The organism is Sulfitobacter dubius, assembly GCF_900113435.1.
Classification (GTDB): Bacteria; Pseudomonadota; Alphaproteobacteria; order Rhodobacterales; family Rhodobacteraceae; genus Sulfitobacter; species Sulfitobacter dubius.
The window spans coordinates 127,260-143,080 of sequence record NZ_FOPG01000003.1 but is presented as its reverse complement, the minus strand read 5'-3'; the positions used below and the strand labels follow the sequence as shown (position 1 = coordinate 143,080).

At 59.8% G+C, this 15,821-nt stretch carries 15 protein-coding genes; 3 read left to right on the top strand and 12 right to left on the bottom strand.

Annotated elements, in window-relative coordinates; all coding sequences use genetic code 11:
• Positions 1–70: 70 nt before the first annotated feature.
• The 3 genes from BM229_RS13120 to BM229_RS13110 all read right to left on the bottom strand — a co-directional run bounded on the left by BM229_RS13120 (position 71) and on the right by BM229_RS13110 (position 2,954).
• The gene (locus BM229_RS13120; RefSeq protein ID WP_093928104.1) at positions 71–997 is read right to left on the bottom strand and encodes a carbohydrate kinase family protein; all 927 of its coding nucleotides are present in this window, start codon (positions 995–997) and stop codon (positions 71–73) included.
• A gap of 3 nt (positions 998–1,000) precedes the next feature.
• Positions 1,001–2,128, bottom strand: a complete 1,128-nt coding sequence (locus BM229_RS13115) for an ROK family transcriptional regulator (RefSeq protein ID WP_093928608.1) — start codon at positions 2,126–2,128, stop codon at positions 1,001–1,003.
• Between the two features lie 199 nt (positions 2,129–2,327).
• The gene (locus BM229_RS13110; protein WP_338117467.1) at positions 2,328–2,954 is read right to left on the bottom strand and encodes a zinc-binding dehydrogenase; all 627 of its coding nucleotides are present in this window, start codon (positions 2,952–2,954) and stop codon (positions 2,328–2,330) included.
• 67 nt (positions 2,955–3,021) lie between these two features.
• Here BM229_RS13110 and BM229_RS13105 point away from each other — a divergent pair, with 67 nt between their 5' ends.
• The 3 genes from BM229_RS13105 (at position 3,022) to BM229_RS13095 (ending at position 5,127) form a co-directional block, all read left to right on the top strand.
• Entirely contained in the window at positions 3,022–3,543 is a 522-nt protein-coding gene (locus tag BM229_RS13105; protein ID WP_093928103.1) for a TetR/AcrR family transcriptional regulator, read from the top strand.
• A gap of 64 nt (positions 3,544–3,607) precedes the next feature.
• Positions 3,608–4,195 carry a TetR/AcrR family transcriptional regulator gene (locus tag BM229_RS13100; RefSeq protein ID WP_093928102.1) on the top strand — a complete coding sequence of 196 codons (588 nt, stop codon included), beginning with the start codon at positions 3,608–3,610 and terminating at the stop codon, positions 4,193–4,195.
• Positions 4,192–5,127, top strand: coding sequence for a DMT family transporter (locus tag BM229_RS13095; RefSeq protein ID WP_093928101.1), 936 nt, complete (start codon positions 4,192–4,194; stop codon positions 5,125–5,127). The genes BM229_RS13100 and BM229_RS13095 overlap by 4 nt, the downstream gene beginning before the upstream one ends.
• Before the next feature lie 27 nt (positions 5,128–5,154).
• On the opposite strand, the gene BM229_RS13090 is transcribed toward BM229_RS13095, so the two are convergent.
• The 9 genes from BM229_RS13090 to BM229_RS13055 form a co-directional block, all read right to left on the bottom strand.
• The gene (locus BM229_RS13090; RefSeq protein ID WP_093928100.1) at positions 5,155–6,114 is read right to left on the bottom strand and encodes a 2-hydroxyacid dehydrogenase; all 960 of its coding nucleotides are present in this window, start codon (positions 6,112–6,114) and stop codon (positions 5,155–5,157) included.
• A gap of 3 nt (positions 6,115–6,117) precedes the next feature.
• Entirely contained in the window at positions 6,118–6,279 is a 162-nt protein-coding gene (locus BM229_RS18245) for a hypothetical protein (protein WP_167360259.1), read from the bottom strand.
• A gap of 10 nt (positions 6,280–6,289) precedes the next feature.
• A complete protein-coding gene (locus BM229_RS13085) occupies positions 6,290–7,645 on the bottom strand; it encodes an amidase (protein ID WP_093928099.1) in 1,356 nt (451 codons plus the stop codon).
• Complete coding sequence (locus BM229_RS13080; protein WP_093928098.1) at positions 7,635–9,053, bottom strand: TRAP transporter large permease; 1,419 nt, start codon at positions 9,051–9,053, stop codon at positions 7,635–7,637. Before BM229_RS13080 ends, BM229_RS13085 begins: the two co-directional genes overlap by 11 nt.
• Positions 9,050–9,634, bottom strand: coding sequence for a TRAP transporter small permease subunit (locus tag BM229_RS13075; protein WP_093928097.1), 585 nt, complete (start codon positions 9,632–9,634; stop codon positions 9,050–9,052). Before BM229_RS13075 ends, BM229_RS13080 begins: the two co-directional genes overlap by 4 nt.
• A 74-nt stretch (positions 9,635–9,708) precedes the next feature.
• Positions 9,709–10,839, bottom strand: a complete 1,131-nt coding sequence (locus BM229_RS13070) for a TRAP transporter substrate-binding protein (RefSeq protein ID WP_093928096.1) — start codon at positions 10,837–10,839, stop codon at positions 9,709–9,711.
• Positions 10,840–11,331: 492 nt separating this feature from the next.
• Positions 11,332–12,948, bottom strand: coding sequence for an MFS transporter (locus BM229_RS13065; protein WP_093928095.1), 1,617 nt, complete (start codon positions 12,946–12,948; stop codon positions 11,332–11,334).
• Positions 12,949–13,377: 429 nt separating this feature from the next.
• Positions 13,378–14,850, bottom strand: coding sequence for a TniQ family protein (locus BM229_RS13060; RefSeq protein ID WP_167360258.1), 1,473 nt, complete (start codon positions 14,848–14,850; stop codon positions 13,378–13,380).
• A complete protein-coding gene (locus BM229_RS13055) occupies positions 14,850–15,815 on the bottom strand; it encodes a TniB family NTP-binding protein (protein WP_167360257.1) in 966 nt (321 codons plus the stop codon). The genes BM229_RS13060 and BM229_RS13055 overlap by 1 nt, the downstream gene beginning before the upstream one ends.
• Positions 15,816–15,821: the final 6 nt, after the last annotated feature.

Sequence of the window (15,821 nt, the reverse complement as noted above, 5' to 3'; positions counted from 1 at the left end):
GGCCTCCTCAGGGCAGCCACTGGTAGCGCTAACATATCTGAGCGAAAAAGATAGGCGGTTCTTCAACATTTCATATTTCCTCTACCCAAGGTGGGTTCGCCCCGGCCCGCGAAACGGTCACGGCAGCAACCCGCGCGCCATAGGCCAGCGCCTCGGTCAACACCTCCGGCGAAAGGGTGGCGAGCGCGGATTTATGGAGCTGCCCCAGCTCGGACATCTTGGCCAAAACGCCTGCATTGAACGTATCGCCCGCGCCGACCGTATCGACGATTTCGGCTTTCACGGCAGGCACTTGCATCTCTTCACCATTGGCCAGATAGCCCGTTGCCCCCTCGCCCCCGCGGGTCAGGATGACAACCGAAGGGCCCTTGGCCAACAACTCGGCCACCTTATCGCGCAGCGACAGGGGCGCGGGGTTGATCCAGTTCAGATCCTCATCCGATACCTTCACGATGTCCGACAGCGCCAGCATCCGGTCGAGCCTTTGACGGTAACGCTCGATATCCTTGATGAAACCGGGGCGGATATTGGGGTCGATCATCACCGCACGGCCTTCGGCGTTGCGCGCCAGCAGGTCTGCATAGGCATCCGCGCCCGGCTCGCAAGCCAAACTGATCCCGCCGAAATACAGCGCCGAGACCTCAGCCGAGAGCGCGGGCATATCCCCCGGCGTGATCATGCGCCCGGCCGAGTTTTCGTCATAGAAATCATAGGTTGCATGGCCACCGACCAGCCGAACAAAGGCCAGCGTCGTCGGCCGGTCGGACAGGACAACATGCGAGACATCCACATGGCTCGCCTTCAGCCCATCGACCAACTGCCGCCCGAACATGTCAGACGACAGGCCCGACAGCATCCCCACCTGCGCCCCGAGCCGCCCCAAGGCGATGGCCGTGTTAAAGACCGCCCCGCCCGCATGGGGCACAAAGCCATCGGGGCCTGCGGTGGTTGGGGTTGGGATCATATCGATCAGGGCTTCTCCGCAGCAAAGGATCATCTGTCAGCCTTTCAAAAATGCGTCGCGGTCGACGAGGAAACGATCAGAAAGCGGCAGGCTTGCCGCGCCAAGCGCGCGGGCGTCACTGCCGACGGTCCCTTCGCGCAACTCGGGAAGGGTCACCCCCGGTAGGGGCTGCGTGGCAAGATAGCGACGGCAGCGCGCAACGATGGCCGCGCGGACCGTTGCAGGCAAAGAACCGTCAATCATCACTGTATCGAAATCAATAAGACAAGCAGCTGCACGGATCGCCTGCCCCAAGGCTTCGGCGGCGCCATCGAGCCATTGCTCAAAAATATTCTCGGAAAAGCTCCAAGCCGCCGGGTCGCTCCAACTGCCGCGGCGCGTCTCTCCAGCATCGTGCAGCATCGCCTCTAATGTCGCCAAAGAGGCAACGTCTACCAACTGCGGCCCTGCGGCTCCGGCCAGCGGCATGGAGCCAAGCGCCCCCGCATTGCCGCTTTTGCCAGTGTAAAGCTTGCTGTCCAACACAAGTCCGCCGCCAACGAAATAGCCGATGTAAAAATACAAAAAATCGCGTGGCTTGTCCTGTGCACCAAAGACCAATTCCGCCCCGCAAGCGGCAGAGGTGTCATTACACAGGTAGATCGGCATCTTAACCACCTCAGCCAAAGCCGCTGCGATATCAAAATCACGCCAAGCGCTTAGATCGCCGCTGGCGACCCTCCACTCCCACATGCCAAAGGGTAGCGCGACACCCAAACCCGCAACGCGCGCCAGTTGATCCGCGCTCAGCGACGCAAGCGTGTTCCGCAAGGCAAGCGTTGCAAATTCCATCACGGCGGCGGGGCTTGGATGGTCATAAACCTCGCTGCTGTGGCGCGTCACTTGGCCCTGAAAATCGGTCAGGATCAGCTCTACGCTACGCCTCCCCAGCTTTAATCCCAGAAAAAACGCCCCCTCTGGATTAAGACTGATCGGCACCGAAGGCTGCCCAACCCGACCCCGCACTCGCGCGCCTTTTCTCAGAAGCCCATCCGCTTCGAGCGCCCGCATAATGACAGAAACCGTCTGCGCAGAAAGGCCGGTCAGACGGGCGATCTCAGCCTTTGAGGTCGGACCACTACGGCGGATAAGCGACAGGACAAGCCGTTCGTTATGCGCCCGCATCCCGCTTTGGTTTGAGCCGCGCGCGGTTTGGTCGGCCAAAGTCTGGACGTGTTGCAAACTGGCCTCCCCTCCGGTTTCTGCGCTCCTTCGTCAGCACAAATCCCAAATGAGCGGCTCTGAGTCAATAAATAAATCAATCTAATTTATTTATTGACAGCGGAATTGGCCGCCCACGTTATGCGTACGGCCTAGGATTGATTTACGCAGCCACCTGAATGCCAATCTTACCCATATGGGATTTCTCCAAAAACGCCTCCTGCGCGCGGCGTAGGTTTTTCAGGGGGTAACTCTCCGCCAGCAAGGGCCTGATTTCGCCGCGTTCAATATACCCCACAAGATCGCTAAATACCGCCGGTTCCTGCCGTGTGCTGCCGATCAGTGTCAGATCTTTGAGATAGAGCGTACGCAGGTCCAACTCGACAATCGGCCCGGCAATCGCCCCCGAGGTCACATAGCGCCCGCGCGTCACCAGCGCATCCAACAGCTTGGGCCAGCGCTCGCCGCCCACGAGGTCAAGCACCACGTCGAATGCATCCTCGGGCAATGTGGCATCACGGTCCAGCGCCTCATCCGCGCCGAGCGCCTTCAGCGCGTCTATCTTGGCTAGGCTCGTTTGAGCCGTCACATGCGCACCGCGCCGCTTGGCAAGCTGCACCGCAGCCGAGCCGACCCCGCCTGATGCCCCCGTGATCAACACCCGTTCCGCGCCCAAACCCGCGCGCTGGATCATACCTTCGGCGGTGGAAAAGGCGCAGGGAAAGGACGCAAGTTCAAGATCAGAAAGTGTGCTGTCAATCACAAGCGCATTGGTGGCCTCGGCTTGCATGGGGTCCTTACATGTAGAATGGTTGCTCTACTTGCACAGGTAGAGGGACCACTCTACACCGTCAAGCATGACGAATACAAAGAACAAGATCGCCGCCGGGCTTGAACGTGCTTTCGCCAGCCGAGGCTTTGCCGAACCCAGTGTCGAAGACCTGCGCGATGCGGCGGGGGTAAGTCTTCGCACGCTATACAAATACACACCCTCGCGGGCCGAGATGGTATTGGCAGCCCTGGAGAATCGGCAGCAGCGTTATTTGGCGTTGGTTTTTAGTGACTTGCCGGATGATCCAGCAGACGCGCTGGAGGTGATACTGTCTCGCGTTGGGCAATGGATGGAGACCGAAACCTCGCATGGCTGTCTGTTTCACGCCGCCGTCGCCGCTGATCCGGGGAGCGAAAGCCTGCGTGCGTTGCTGATCCGTCATAAACAAGAGGTTGCAGCCAAAGCCGCTGCCGCCACGGCGCTGGAAGGCGCGGAAACCGAGCTGCTGGTGATTATCGAAGGGCTGACACAGACTTGGCCACTTCACGGGGAGGCTGCCGTTACTGCTGCGAAATGGGTGAGCAAGGCACTGCATGCACCGCGCTGATTAAAACGGGTCTTGCTCTGCAAAGGAAGTAGGTATACCGATCTACCTACTTATAGGAGCAACCATGTCCGAGACCCCACCCAAACGCCCCGCCTATGACAGGCTGATGCAGGCCGCGATGGTGCTGTTCTATAACCACGGCATCAACGGCACGGGCATCGATGCCATCGTCGAACGCGCAGGTGTGGCCAAGAAAAGCCTCTACAATAATTTCACCTCCAAGGCGGACTTGGTGAGCCACTACCTAGAGGCGCGCCATGCGGAATGGCTGGCACTTTATGACGCGCGGGCCGCGTCGGCAGAGACCCCGCAGGCCCGCATCTTGGCCGTTTTCGACGCTTATCAAGATCACGCGGAATTTGCCTATGAACGTGGCTTTCGTGGCTGCGGCCTGTTGAACGCGGCGGCCGAGCTAGAGGCAGGCGACATCGGACGCGCGGCGGTGCGGCGGCATAAAGAAGAGGTTGAAAGCATCTTGGCAAAACACCTGACCGAGCTTTTCCCCGACGCGCCAGAACGTGCCGCCCCGCTTGCTGCGCATATTGCTTTCCTGCTTGAAGGGGCGATGGCGCGTGCGGGACTAGAGGGCAACAGCGCACGGGTTCTGGCCGCACGGGCGATGGCCGATGATATGCTGAAAGCATTGACATGATAGAAGGCCACCGCTGGGGTGTTATCGCCATTCTTTTCGCCGCCGTGGTCTGGGGCACAACCGGGACCGCCGCCACTTTTGCCCCCGATGTCAGCGCCGCCGCCATCGGCGCGGCAGCTATGGGCGTGGGCGGCATCGCGCAGGCGCTTTTGGCCGGGCGCGGCATTCTGCGCCACCGCACGCAGCTCTGGGACCAATGCCGCCTTTTGGCAATCGGCGCGATAGCCGTGGCGATCTATCCGTTGGCATTTTATGGTTCTATGCGGCTGGCCGGTGTGACGGTGGGCACGGTCATCACCATCGGGTCTGCCCCGCTTCTTTCGGCGCTGATTGAATATCTGCTAGACCGGCGCCGCCTGACTTTGCGCTGGAGTATCGGCGCTACGGTCGGACTATTGGGTATGGGCCTTATCTGCCTTGCCGAAGGGGCCGCGCACGTCGAGATGGCGGGCGGAACATCCGTACCCGCGGGGGTTTTCCTTGGGCTGATCGGCGGCTTTACCTACGCGCTTTATTCATGGAGCGCGCGGAAGATGATGCTTCAAGGCACGCGGTCGTCGGTCGCCATGGGCGCGACCTTTGGCCTTGGGGGTCTGATGTTGATGCCGGTGCTGCTGCTTTCGGGCGGGCCTTTTCTGGCCTCATGGACGAACGCCGCCGTGGGTCTCTACATGGCTGCGGTGCCGATGTTTCTGGGCTACATCAGCTTTGGCTTTGGCCTTGCACGGGTTGAGGCAAGCACGGCGACGGTGATCACCCTTTTTGAGCCTGTGGTCGCGGCGATACTGGCCGTGCTGATCGTCAAAGAGCGCCTTCCCCCACTAGGCTGGATCGGCGTGGCGCTGGTGATTGGCTGCCTTGCAATCATCACCCTGCCCCTGCCGTCATGGCTGCGCCGTGGTGAACCCGCACAACCGCCGGGCGTGGCCTGACGAGCATGCGGCGGCCAACCACCGCATTTACAATTGGTCGGGCGGCGTCTCACCTCGAAAGAAATGGTCGAGGTTATCAAGCGCCTTGAACCCCATCGCATCGCGCGTCGCCACGGTAGCACTGCCCACATGCGGCATCATCATCACGTTATCATGGCCTGCAAAGGCCGGATTGCCGCCCGGTTCGGTGACAAAGCAATCCAACCCCGCCGCCCCCACATGGCCCGAGGACAGCGCATCAAGCAACGCTGCCTCATCCACCAGACTGCCCCGCGCAGTATTCACGATCACACAGCCCTTGGGCATCTGCGCCAAACGCGCGGCATTCATGAAGCCAATGGTTTCCGGCGTGGCCGGGCAATGTAGTGACAAGAAATCCGACACCCCCAGCAGCGCGTCCAAATCAGCGTGATAAGTCGCGCCCGCCTCTTCTTCGGCGGTTAGGCGACGGCGGTTATGGTAGTGGATCTCCATATCCAACCCCCGCGCCTTGCGGGCAAAGGCCCGCCCCACGCCGCCCATTCCGATAATCCCCAGCCGCGCACCAGAGACCTGTTTGCCCACCAGCATCGCAGGCGACCACGACTGCCACTGTCCGCTGCGCACGAGCCGATCACCCGCCACCGCGTGCCGGGCAGCACCCAACATCAACATGAGCGCCAGCTCGGCGGTGGCATCCGACAGAACGCCGGGCGTGTTCGTCACGACAATACCCCGTTCCTTGAGGCTTGCCAGATCGCAGTGATCCACGCCGACGGAGTGGTTGGCGATGATCTTGAGCCGAGGGTCAAGCTGCGCCACGACCTCCGCGCTGAAATGCTCGGAATGGCAGGGGATCATCCCATCCACCCGCGCGCTCATCGCGATGATGTCTTCGGCGCTGCCGGGTTCGTCAGCCGGCTCCCAGATCACCTCATAATCACGGCGCGCCCGTTCAAGCGTGGCGTCAGAAAGCTGCCGGGTGATCCAGATGACGGGCTTGCCCATGGGTCAGTCCCGATCCTTCCGACTGGAGGTGAAGAAATCATAGGCCACAAAGGCCAGCGTAACCGCGACGATGACAATCAGATCAATACTGGGCACCTCAACCGCGAGGATCAGCAGAAAGATCGCAATCGCAGCAAAGGCGAAAAGGGCAAGTAAACGGTTCATGTTTCAATCCTCATTGGGTTGCGCCATCGGCCCAGTCGAAAAGCCATTGTGCGCTGCGCATCAATCGTCCGTCTTGGCCGTGCCCGCCGACCAGTTGCACGCCCATCGGCAGACCGTCTTCCGATGTCATCAAAGGCACGTTCACACAGGGGCTGCCGCAGAGCGTCCATAGCCCGTTGAAAATCGGATCGCCGGTGGTCTCCAGCCCGCGGGGCGCGGGGCCGGTGGCCGACGGACAAAGGATCGCATCGCAGCGGGTCAGCAACTCCTCCAGCGCGGCGGTCAGCACCTTGGGCAGGTCGCGGGCCGATTGATAATCGCGGGCCAGTACCTTGTTGCCCGCCTCCATCGCCTCTCGAGTCGCGGGTGACAGCAGGTCGGTCCCATCTCGCAAATAGGGGTAATAGTGATAGGCCATCTCGGCAAAGTTGATGCGTTTGCGCGCCTCTGCCGCCCCGTCGAAGACCGACGGCAGGGGCAGCTCAAACGCCTGATCGCCAAGTGCTGCGACCAATTCTTCGAAACCCGCGTGAAGCTGGGGATCTGCGTCCTCCCACCCCGGCGGGCGAACGAAACCAAAGACCGGCGGGATCGGCGGCGCGGTGGTGGTCTGCGCCAACAGCGCGGGCGTGGGGACAAGGATGGTGGCGCTGTCTTCGGGGTCATGGCCGAATAGCACCTCGGCCAGCAGCGCTGCACCGGCGGGATCGCTGGCAAAGACGCCGATGGTGTCGAGCGAGGGTGACTGCGTCAGCACCCCTCGGCGCGGGATCGCGCCGAAAGTCGGTTTGAACCCGGTGACCCCACAATAGGACGCAGGCCGGATCACCGAGCCGCCGGTCTGCGTGCCGATGGCCAGCGGCACCATTCCATCCGCCACCGCCGCCGCCGAGCCTTGGGACGAGCCGCCGGGGCTATGCGCCGGATTATGCGGATTGGCGGTCTTGCCCGGATGCATGAAGGCAAGCTCGGTCGTGACCGTCTTGCCCATGATGATCGCGCCCTCGGCCTTGAGCCGCTCCACGATGAAAGCATCGCGCAGCGGCACGCGCCCCTTGTCTTGGGCCGCGCCGTTCTCAGTCGGGATGCTGCGGGTGTCGATGACGTCTTTCAGCCCGACAGGCAGCCCATGCAACCGCCCAAGCGGCCTGCCCGCCCGACGATAACTGTCGAGCGTGCGGGCCTGTGCGCGGGCGAACTCGGGATCGAACCATGCCCAAGCGCCCACCACCTCCTCGCGCGCTTCGATCCGCGCGATGTAACTTTCCACCAGCGCCAGCGCGTCCAATGCGCCGCTCGCCAAACGGTCCCGCAATTCGACCACGCCAAGCGCTGCTGCGGCGGTCATCCTTGGCTCAGCGCCCATAGAACAGCTCCGGCAGGTAGAAGACGATCTGCGGGAAGACATACATCAGCACCATCGACAGGATCACGCAGAACAGGAACGGCATGACCCCCGCGAAGATCTGCGTGAGCCGCAACTCGGGCGGGGCGATCCCCTTGAGGTAATAGGCCGACATGGCCATGGGCGGTGTTAAGAAACTGGTCTGCAGGTTCAGGGCCACAAGGATGCCAAAAAATAGCGGATCGATCTCAAACACCGCCAAGAGCGGCAGGAAGATCGGCACGAAGATGATGATGATCTCGGACCATTCCAGCGGCCAACCGAGCAAGAAGATGATGAGCTGCGCGAGGATCAGGAACATGATTGGCGAGAGGTTCAACGATTGAACGAACTCGGAAATCACATGCTCTCCCCCAAGGTAAGAGAACACCGCCGAGAACGTGTAGGAGCCGACGAAAAGCCAGCAGACCATCGCCGTGGTGCGCACCGTAAGGTAGACGCTCTCGCGCATCCGCTGCCATGTCATCGCGCGGTAGATGAAGGCGAGGAAGATGCCGCCCAACGCACCGATCGAGGCCGCCTCAGTCGGGGTTGCAAGGCCGAAAAGGATCGACCCCAGCACCGCGAAAATGAGGAAGGCAAGTGGCAGGAAGGAGGTGGCGATCATCAACAAGAGCTTGCCCATCGGCATGTCCGGCACCTCATCTGCCGTCGGGCGCGGCGCGGAGGATGGCTGCAACAGCGAGCGACCGATGATATAGACCAGGTAGAGTCCGACCAGCGTCAGCCCCGGCAGCAGCGCCGCCGCATAGAGCCGCACGATGGAGACGTTGGTTGCCGCCGCATAGACGATCAGCATGATCGAGGGCGGGATCAGGATGCCCAACGTGCCGCCCGCGCAGATGATGCCCGCCGCAAAGGACGGATCATAGCGCGCCTTCAGCATCGCGGGCAGCGCCAGAAGCCCCATCAGCGTCACCACCGCGCCGACGATCCCGGTGGCCGTGGCAAAAAGCGCACAGGTGATCAGCGCCGCGACCCCCATCGAACCGGGGATGTTCTTCGACGCAATGTTGAGCGTGGTGAACAGCCGGTCAACGATGTTCGACCGCTCCACGATGTAGCCCATGAACAGGAACAGCGGCACAGCAGTCAACACTTCGTTCGACATCACCGTAAAGGTCTGGTTCACGAAGAGGTCGAATATTCGGTTGTTGAATAACCCCTCGAACCACGTCGTCCATTGCTCCCACTGGCCGGCCCCCTCGTCCAGCCGGTCAAAACTGCGCCACATGCGGCGCGCATCGAAATAGGCGTAGTAGCCAAAGCCGATGCCCATCGCCATCAGCGTGAAAGCAATCGGAAACCCTAGGAAAACAAAAACGATGAACAGCCCAAGCATCATCAGGGCGATTTGCGGATCGGTCATGTGAGATGGCCCTTTTCGGCCTTGTTGGCTTCGCGCATCATGAGGTCTTCGGTCTCAAAGACGTCTTCCTCGGCTTCGAGCCAGTAGTTGGAACGTATGGCGATGAGACAGCGGCAGACCTGCGCAATGCCTTGGATGAACAGCAGGATCCCCGCCGCCACGATGATCGCCTTGAATTGATAGATCGGCACGCCCGCCGGGCTATTGACCGACACTTCGCCATATGACCAAGACCGGGCGGCGTATTTCCACCCCGCGAGGATCAGCGCCGTGACCCCGGGGAAAAAGAAGATGATATAGAGCACGAGGTCGATCATGCCTTGGGTGCGCGGCTGGAATAGCCGGTAGAGGAAATCCCCCCGCACATGGCCGCCCCGCGACAGCGTATAGGCCCCGCCCATCATAAAAAGCGTGCCATACATGATGAAGGACACGTCCAGCGCCCAAGCGGTAGGATTGTTCAGCACATAGCGCACAAAAACTTCGTAGCCCGTGCCGATGGACATCAGCAGAATGAGCCAAGCGAAGGCCTTGCCGAACCATGCGGAAAGGTTATCGGCGAACCGAATGAAAGATATCATGATGTCCCCAATGTCTCGTAGAGCCCCCGGCGCATGGTGGCGCCGGGGGCCTCATTACTTGCGGGTATGCGTGATCACATTTTGATCTTGCCGGGGAAGTAATGCTCATAAGCAAGCCCGTAGTCCGGCGAGTTCATCAACTCGTAATAGGCCACGCGGTCGACCCATTCGCGCTGGCTGTCGAGGGTCTTTTTCATGAAGGGATCGGATTCCAACTCGGGGATCAGCTCATCCCATGCTTTCAGCTGCGCATCGAGGATCTCTTTCGAGGTGCGCCGCACGTTCACGCCCGCTTCGTTTTGCAGGAATTGCAGGTCTGCCGAATAGCGGTCCATCGCCTTGGCCGTGTTCGCGGTCGAAACCGCTTCCACAGCGTATTTGAGGATCGCCTGAAGATCAGGGTCGAGGTCTTCGAGGAACATCTTCGAGAACAGGAATTCAAAGCTCTCGGAGGCTTGGTGATAGGACGACAGGTAGTAGTTCTTGGCCACGTCCTGCGCGCCGAAGTCCTTGTCCGACGAGGGGTTGTTGAACTCGAAAGCGTCGATTACGCCGCGCTCCATCGCGGGCACGATCTCCCCGCCCGGCAGCTGTGCGACCGACATGCCCAGCTTGGCCATCAGATCGGCGGCCAGACCCACGGTGCGGTATTTGAAGCCTTGCAGGTCGTCGACGGTATTGACCTCATTCTTGAACCAACCGAACGGCTGCGCGAACATCGGGAAGCCCATGTAGCCGACAACGTCGAGGCCCATGATATCCTGCGTCAGCTCGTTATAAAGCTCCTGACCGCCACCTTGGTAGAACCACGACAGCATCGTCGTGGCAGAGCCGCCGAAAACCGGGCCGGTGCCAAAGAGCGATGCGGCCTTGTTCTTGCCGTACCAATAGACGGGCACCGAATGCGCCGCGTCAATCAAACCGTCGTTCACCGCATCAAGCACTTGGAACGCCGCCACGACCGCGCCCGCGGGCAGCACGTCGACCTTCAGACGCCCGCCCGACATCTCCTCCACCCGTGTCGCGTAGTCGCGGGCAAAGTCTTGCCAGATGTTGGCGTCGTTCCACGACGTCTGCATCTTGATGACGATCGGCGCTTGGGCCAACACCGCCGGTGCGGCCAGCATGCTCCCAGTAGCGGCCCCCCCAGCAAGTGCGGACTTCGTCAGGAACGAACGTCGGTTGAACTTTTTAGTGTCAGTCATGTTTCCTCCTCCCAGAGTGATCGCCCGTTTGCTTACTTTAAAATACGCTTTTGGTCGGACGACCCGAGATCAGAGACTAACCGAATGATCTCATTTGGCAAGAATTGTCCGTCAGAGACTCATCGAGAGCAAGATTGTTGTGCAATTTTATGACCGTATAACATTCTTGATCGATGCGGGTTTTGTTCGTTCTGCTGCTGCTATGGCGGGGCTTTGTCCCTTAAACCGGCCGGGGCAAACCCGTTTCCTCCTGTGGCTGCCCGCAAAGCTTGACCACAACAACTTTGTCATAGGCGAGGGGCTCGAGCGTCCGCGCGCGACAGGACCGACCGTTTCAAATCGGCCTGTGAGAGCGTAAAGCACGCGCTGTTCCCGCCCCGATTCATCGTGAGCCGGGTACAGCCATCATCGGCGGGTCAAATCGCCGGCCCAGCTCAGAAGCTGCTGCGGGGCAAGAACCGCTGAAATACGGCCCCTGCACTACCGCGCCACTTACGTCTCTTTTTGCAGCATGTCGTCGCGCAGTGGCACGGTTTGGCGCTCGATCATGCGGTGCACTTCGGGCGGGGTGTCCCCTCGATGTAGCCGTCTGATCTGATCCGATAGCTCTGCATCAGCATTAGTTCGCCGCTCGTTGTGGCGGACGTATTCACCCCACGTGGGCACATGGTAACTTTCGCTCCAATGCTCTGGTCGGTGCAGATCACGTAACAGCGCCCATTGCTGCGCACCATCGCGGATGCGCACCCGACGCCGGAGGCTCATCGCAGTTAGAAACTCCGGCACATCCGCCTGAGCGATCTCATAATCGACCATGACCATCACCGGCCCGCTGCGATAGCTAAGATCAAACCGCGTGTCGGGTTCTTTGAAACGGTTGAGGGGGTCAAGATCGAGCCCGCTAAACTCCGGCAGCGGCAGCCGCAAGCCGATTAGCGCACCAATCAGCAGCATCACACTGGCCCCGGCGAGCGCGGATTCCGGCCCGCCCCGGTCGGCGACGATCCCCCAGATCAGACTGCCCGCCGCCATGCCCCCGAAGGTGCCGGTCTGATAAAGCGCGATTACCCGGCCCACGACCCATCGCGGCGTTGAAAGCTGGATCGTCACATTGAACATCGACAACGACAACACCCAGCACGCGCCTGCGAGCATCAGCGCAGCACCCGACAGGACAGGCTGCGCGCTTACCGCCAGCACGGCACAGCTAAGGGCAAAGCCAACAAAACCGCCACGCGCGATCATCTCATTGCGAAACCGCGCCCGGAGCCCCGCGTTCGCCAATGCGCCAAACACCGCCCCCATGCCGAAACAACCCAGCATGATCCCATAGACAAAGGCCGTCGCTTGCAATGTCTCGCGCACCACGACCGGCAACAGCGCCAGTAGTGCGATAGCCGACAGTCCGAACCAAAATCCGCGCAAGATGACCCGCATCAGATTGGGTGACATAGCCACATAACGCAGCCCAGCGGAGAAGGCGCTGCCCATCGGCTCACGCGGCAAATGCGTATCGCGCAGCGGCGCTTTCCACCGCAGCAAGGCAAGAATGATCGCCACATAGCTCAGCGCATTGACGGCAAAGGCCGCCGCCGCCCCCGCAATCGCAACAATCGCCCCGCCCGCGGCTGGCCCGATGCTGCGCATCAGATTGAACCCCATGGAGTTCAGCGACACTGCCGAGGGCAGTTCCTCTCGGCTGACAATATCACCCATGGTGGCCTGCCAAGACGGATTGTGCAGTGCCGTGCCACATCCGATGGAAAAGGTGAAGGCCAGAAGCAACCAAGGCGTTAGCCAGCCCTCAAATGCCATAAAGGTCAGCAAGATCGAGACGCCGAACATAAAGCTTTGCGCGATCAACATGACCCGGCGGCGGTCAAAATTGTCGGCGAAGACGCCCGCCAATAACGAGAAGATCATGATTGGCAGCGCCACCGAGCCCTGCACCAGCGCCACCATATTCTGCGAGTCCGACAGCGAAGTCATAAGCCACGCGGCCCCCACCGCCTGCACCAGCCCGCCAAAGTTCGACGCCAGCGCGGCGATCCAGAGAGAGCGGAAGGTCTGGTTGCGGAAAAGGATCAGTGGAGAAATGCGGTCGGGCAAAACAAACGGGCCTATGTAGCTATCCCTATTCGATATGTGCTTTGGTGCCCGACTGTCGAGAGGTGACGCGCGATTCTCCATCCAGTAGACTGGCGCCCTATGAGCAACCAGCTAGACGAGCTTGACCCGTCCCAGCGTAATGGGTGCAGGGGCGCGTAAAACACGCGACAAACGGGAACGCGGCGAACACACGACAAGAAAAACGCTGAATACTGCTAATCCAAGAAAGCTACGTTAAAAGCTGTAAATTGGGGCAAAGTTATCTCGATGAAGCTCGAAAAATCAAAAGAAATCAATTCATTATTGACCGCTGGTTCGCAATGGGAGCAAAGAATCCGCGAAAATCGGACGAAGATCCCGCGAAACAGTGTAAATAGACACAAAAAATCCCGCCGAAGCGGGCTAAGTGGACCGGGATTTCATACGATTTCAAATGGATTTTTTCATCGAGGCCAAGGCGCCGACATCGACATAGATGGCAGAGATACCGGTTCTTTCTAAATGGCGGAACGCCAAGATGTGCCCCTGAAATATGTCGCTGAAAATGTCCTCAAAATACCCGGCACCTCGCTGACAGGCATACGAAATTGGATGGTAGGCTTCTCCAGCGGCGTCATCCAAGACCGGCAAATCGAGAATGCGCTTTAAGAACTTATCAAGATGCGACTTACCAAACACAACGTTGCGTACAGCGCCACGTTTGGTGCGCGGAACCAGAGGCTGGAGCACCCGAGCGCGATAAAGAATTTCCACTTGCCGATGGCTCGCTCCCAGATATTCAGGGACGTCTTGGAGCGGAATTGCAGTTTTAAACGCTTCGATCAGAGGAACCGTCTTGTCGACATCAAAAACCATATTGCCTGTTTCGACTTCGGTTGCGCTTGCCGGAATCTCACCTAACTTTTTCAGGAGGCGCGACAGACGTGGACGCTCGATGCCTACTGCGGTCGACAGGCTGTACAGGGTGTGAAACCGTCGGTCGGTAATTTCTACGCCCAGTACCCTGGTTCCGGGCTCAACGGCTGAGTGCTTCAAGATATGATCGCGTAGAATGTCGCGGATCGGGCCCGGATCGATGGCATTGCTACGACGGTCCAACCAATCATAGAGCTTGCCGTAGTAGGCCAAAGGACCGGCCTGAACCGCAGTGGCGGGTGATCTTCTACGGATGGTATCCAGTGCTTCTTCGATTGCCTCGGGGCCCTCGGAGTAGATAGCAAACCCGATGTCGGTCGCCTCTTCGGTCTGCTCCGGGGAAAGCTTTTTCAGGACCACCTTGTGACCGTGCTGGAGAATGCCACCCAGCATTTCAGAGGCGACAAGCACTTGCTCCAAGGTTTGCCCCCTCATCCAAGAGCCCCCGATGCAGGCGCCGCCGGTAAGGCGAGCCCGTAGCCACGCGAGGTATTCCGGAGTTTCAGGCGAGGCCATACGCGGTGACCCGAGTCGTTCCCCACCGAGAGCAAGGCGCAGGTTGACTTCGTCCTTGCACGGGGCCCCCAAGAGCCACGTCGAATGCCGATCACAGCGGGCGACATGACGGAAGCCCCAGATCAGACGAAACCGGCGATCGGCATGGTCACCGTCCTCTGCAAGGCAGCATGGGCAGTAGCGGGCCACGCGCGGGCTCAGGAAAGTCTTCGAGATCGGCTCTCCGCGGAAAGATGCACTCCGCTGGAAAACGCGCACCGAAGCCTGATTAGCGTCCTCAACCGGCACTTCGACAGCCTCGGCAAAGGCCAGTACCGCTTCTCCGCGCCCAGACCTGAAATGTTTAGTGTTGATCCCAAGATCCCTGACAAGGCGTTCCATGCCACGCCCGGTGTGCAGGACAGACAGCCGGTCTGCGTAGGACAGCAGGGTTTCACCGTGGTCAAAAGCAAGGCGAGGCCAAAGGATCATCACTGCCCCCATCCGATAGCGGTCAGTTCAGACTTCACCACATCCCATCCCGCGCCATCAAAGGGCGTCATATCAAGACCGGCGTTCGATTTCCGGTAAACGCGCTCTACGGCATCAAGAGTAACCGCATCACGCTGTCGGATGATCGCAGCACGCAAAATTTCCTTTCCCAACCCAACACATTTTCCGACCTGACCATGCTCGGCGAAAAGAATACGATCGGGAATCGCGTCTTCTTCCGCAACTTGGAGCCCAAGGAAGTTGGCAGATTTTACGAAGTTTCTGCCAAAAGTCGCGGCACCCTTGGACCCCGGGCGTATCTTGGACATAGAAAACTCGGTAAATCGGCGCGCGGTTTCGCCGGAAGCCTCCGATAGAATCGCATCCTTCAAACTAGGCACACCGGCAATGATCAGCGCTACGTGATCCTCAGACTGCATAATATGTTTCAGTGCCTGAATGGCGGCAGGAACATCACGCCCGGCCCCTGGGCGGAGAATGTGATGGCATTCGTCGATCACCAGAGCCTTGATGCCAACTTTGCCAAACCGATGTCGTGCAATTTCCCACGCATCCGCGGCGCGAATCTTAGAATAGCCCGTCCTATAGCCCGTTTTCGCGAGGATGATTTCTGCTAGCTTCTTGATGGAAGCCTCCGGCGGAACGGTGATGTAGAGCGTGTTCCCCCCCTGATCGACCTCGAACTCCTTCAGAATCTCATCAGCCCGCAAAGCACGCCTCATAAGCGCTGTCTTGCCATTTCCGGATGCACCGAGGACCATCATTCCTTTGGTCTCGCCCGTCAGCGGGTCGAAACGCGGCTCTGCTGTTCGGCGCCCTTCGTCATCCACGTTAAACAGGTCCAACAGGTGGTCGTCGAAGTTCTCTTCCTCTCCAAATTTCCAGTACCGGTCCTCAAGCCACGCAAGCTTTTCGGAGATACTAGCGGGGCTGATATTGCTCATTTCCTT

Excerpts from the sequence above, each read along its gene's own strand:
- BM229_RS13120 (WP_093928104.1), bottom strand. The coding sequence starts at position 997 with ATGATCCTTTGCTGCGGAGAAGCCCTGATCGATATGATCCCAACCCCA.
- BM229_RS13115 (WP_093928608.1), bottom strand. The coding sequence starts at position 2,128 with ATGCGGGCGCATAACGAACGGCTTGTCCTGTCGCTTATCCGCCGTAGT.
- BM229_RS13110 (WP_338117467.1), bottom strand. The coding sequence starts at position 2,954 with ATGCAAGCCGAGGCCACCAATGCGCTTGTGATTGACAGCACACTTTCT.
- BM229_RS13105 (WP_093928103.1), top strand. The coding sequence starts at position 3,022 with ATGACGAATACAAAGAACAAGATCGCCGCCGGGCTTGAACGTGCTTTC.
- BM229_RS13100 (WP_093928102.1), top strand. The coding sequence starts at position 3,608 with ATGTCCGAGACCCCACCCAAACGCCCCGCCTATGACAGGCTGATGCAG.
- BM229_RS13095 (WP_093928101.1), top strand. The coding sequence starts at position 4,192 with ATGATAGAAGGCCACCGCTGGGGTGTTATCGCCATTCTTTTCGCCGCC.
- BM229_RS13090 (WP_093928100.1), bottom strand. The coding sequence starts at position 6,114 with ATGGGCAAGCCCGTCATCTGGATCACCCGGCAGCTTTCTGACGCCACG.
- BM229_RS18245 (WP_167360259.1), bottom strand. The coding sequence starts at position 6,279 with ATGAACCGTTTACTTGCCCTTTTCGCCTTTGCTGCGATTGCGATCTTT.
- BM229_RS13085 (WP_093928099.1), bottom strand. The coding sequence starts at position 7,645 with ATGGGCGCTGAGCCAAGGATGACCGCCGCAGCAGCGCTTGGCGTGGTC.
- BM229_RS13080 (WP_093928098.1), bottom strand. The coding sequence starts at position 9,053 with ATGACCGATCCGCAAATCGCCCTGATGATGCTTGGGCTGTTCATCGTT.
- BM229_RS13075 (WP_093928097.1), bottom strand. The coding sequence starts at position 9,634 with ATGATATCTTTCATTCGGTTCGCCGATAACCTTTCCGCATGGTTCGGC.
- BM229_RS13070 (WP_093928096.1), bottom strand. The coding sequence starts at position 10,839 with ATGACTGACACTAAAAAGTTCAACCGACGTTCGTTCCTGACGAAGTCC.
- BM229_RS13060 (WP_167360258.1), bottom strand. The coding sequence starts at position 14,850 with ATGATCCTTTGGCCTCGCCTTGCTTTTGACCACGGTGAAACCCTGCTG.
- BM229_RS13055 (WP_167360257.1), bottom strand. The coding sequence starts at position 15,815 with ATGAGCAATATCAGCCCCGCTAGTATCTCCGAAAAGCTTGCGTGGCTT.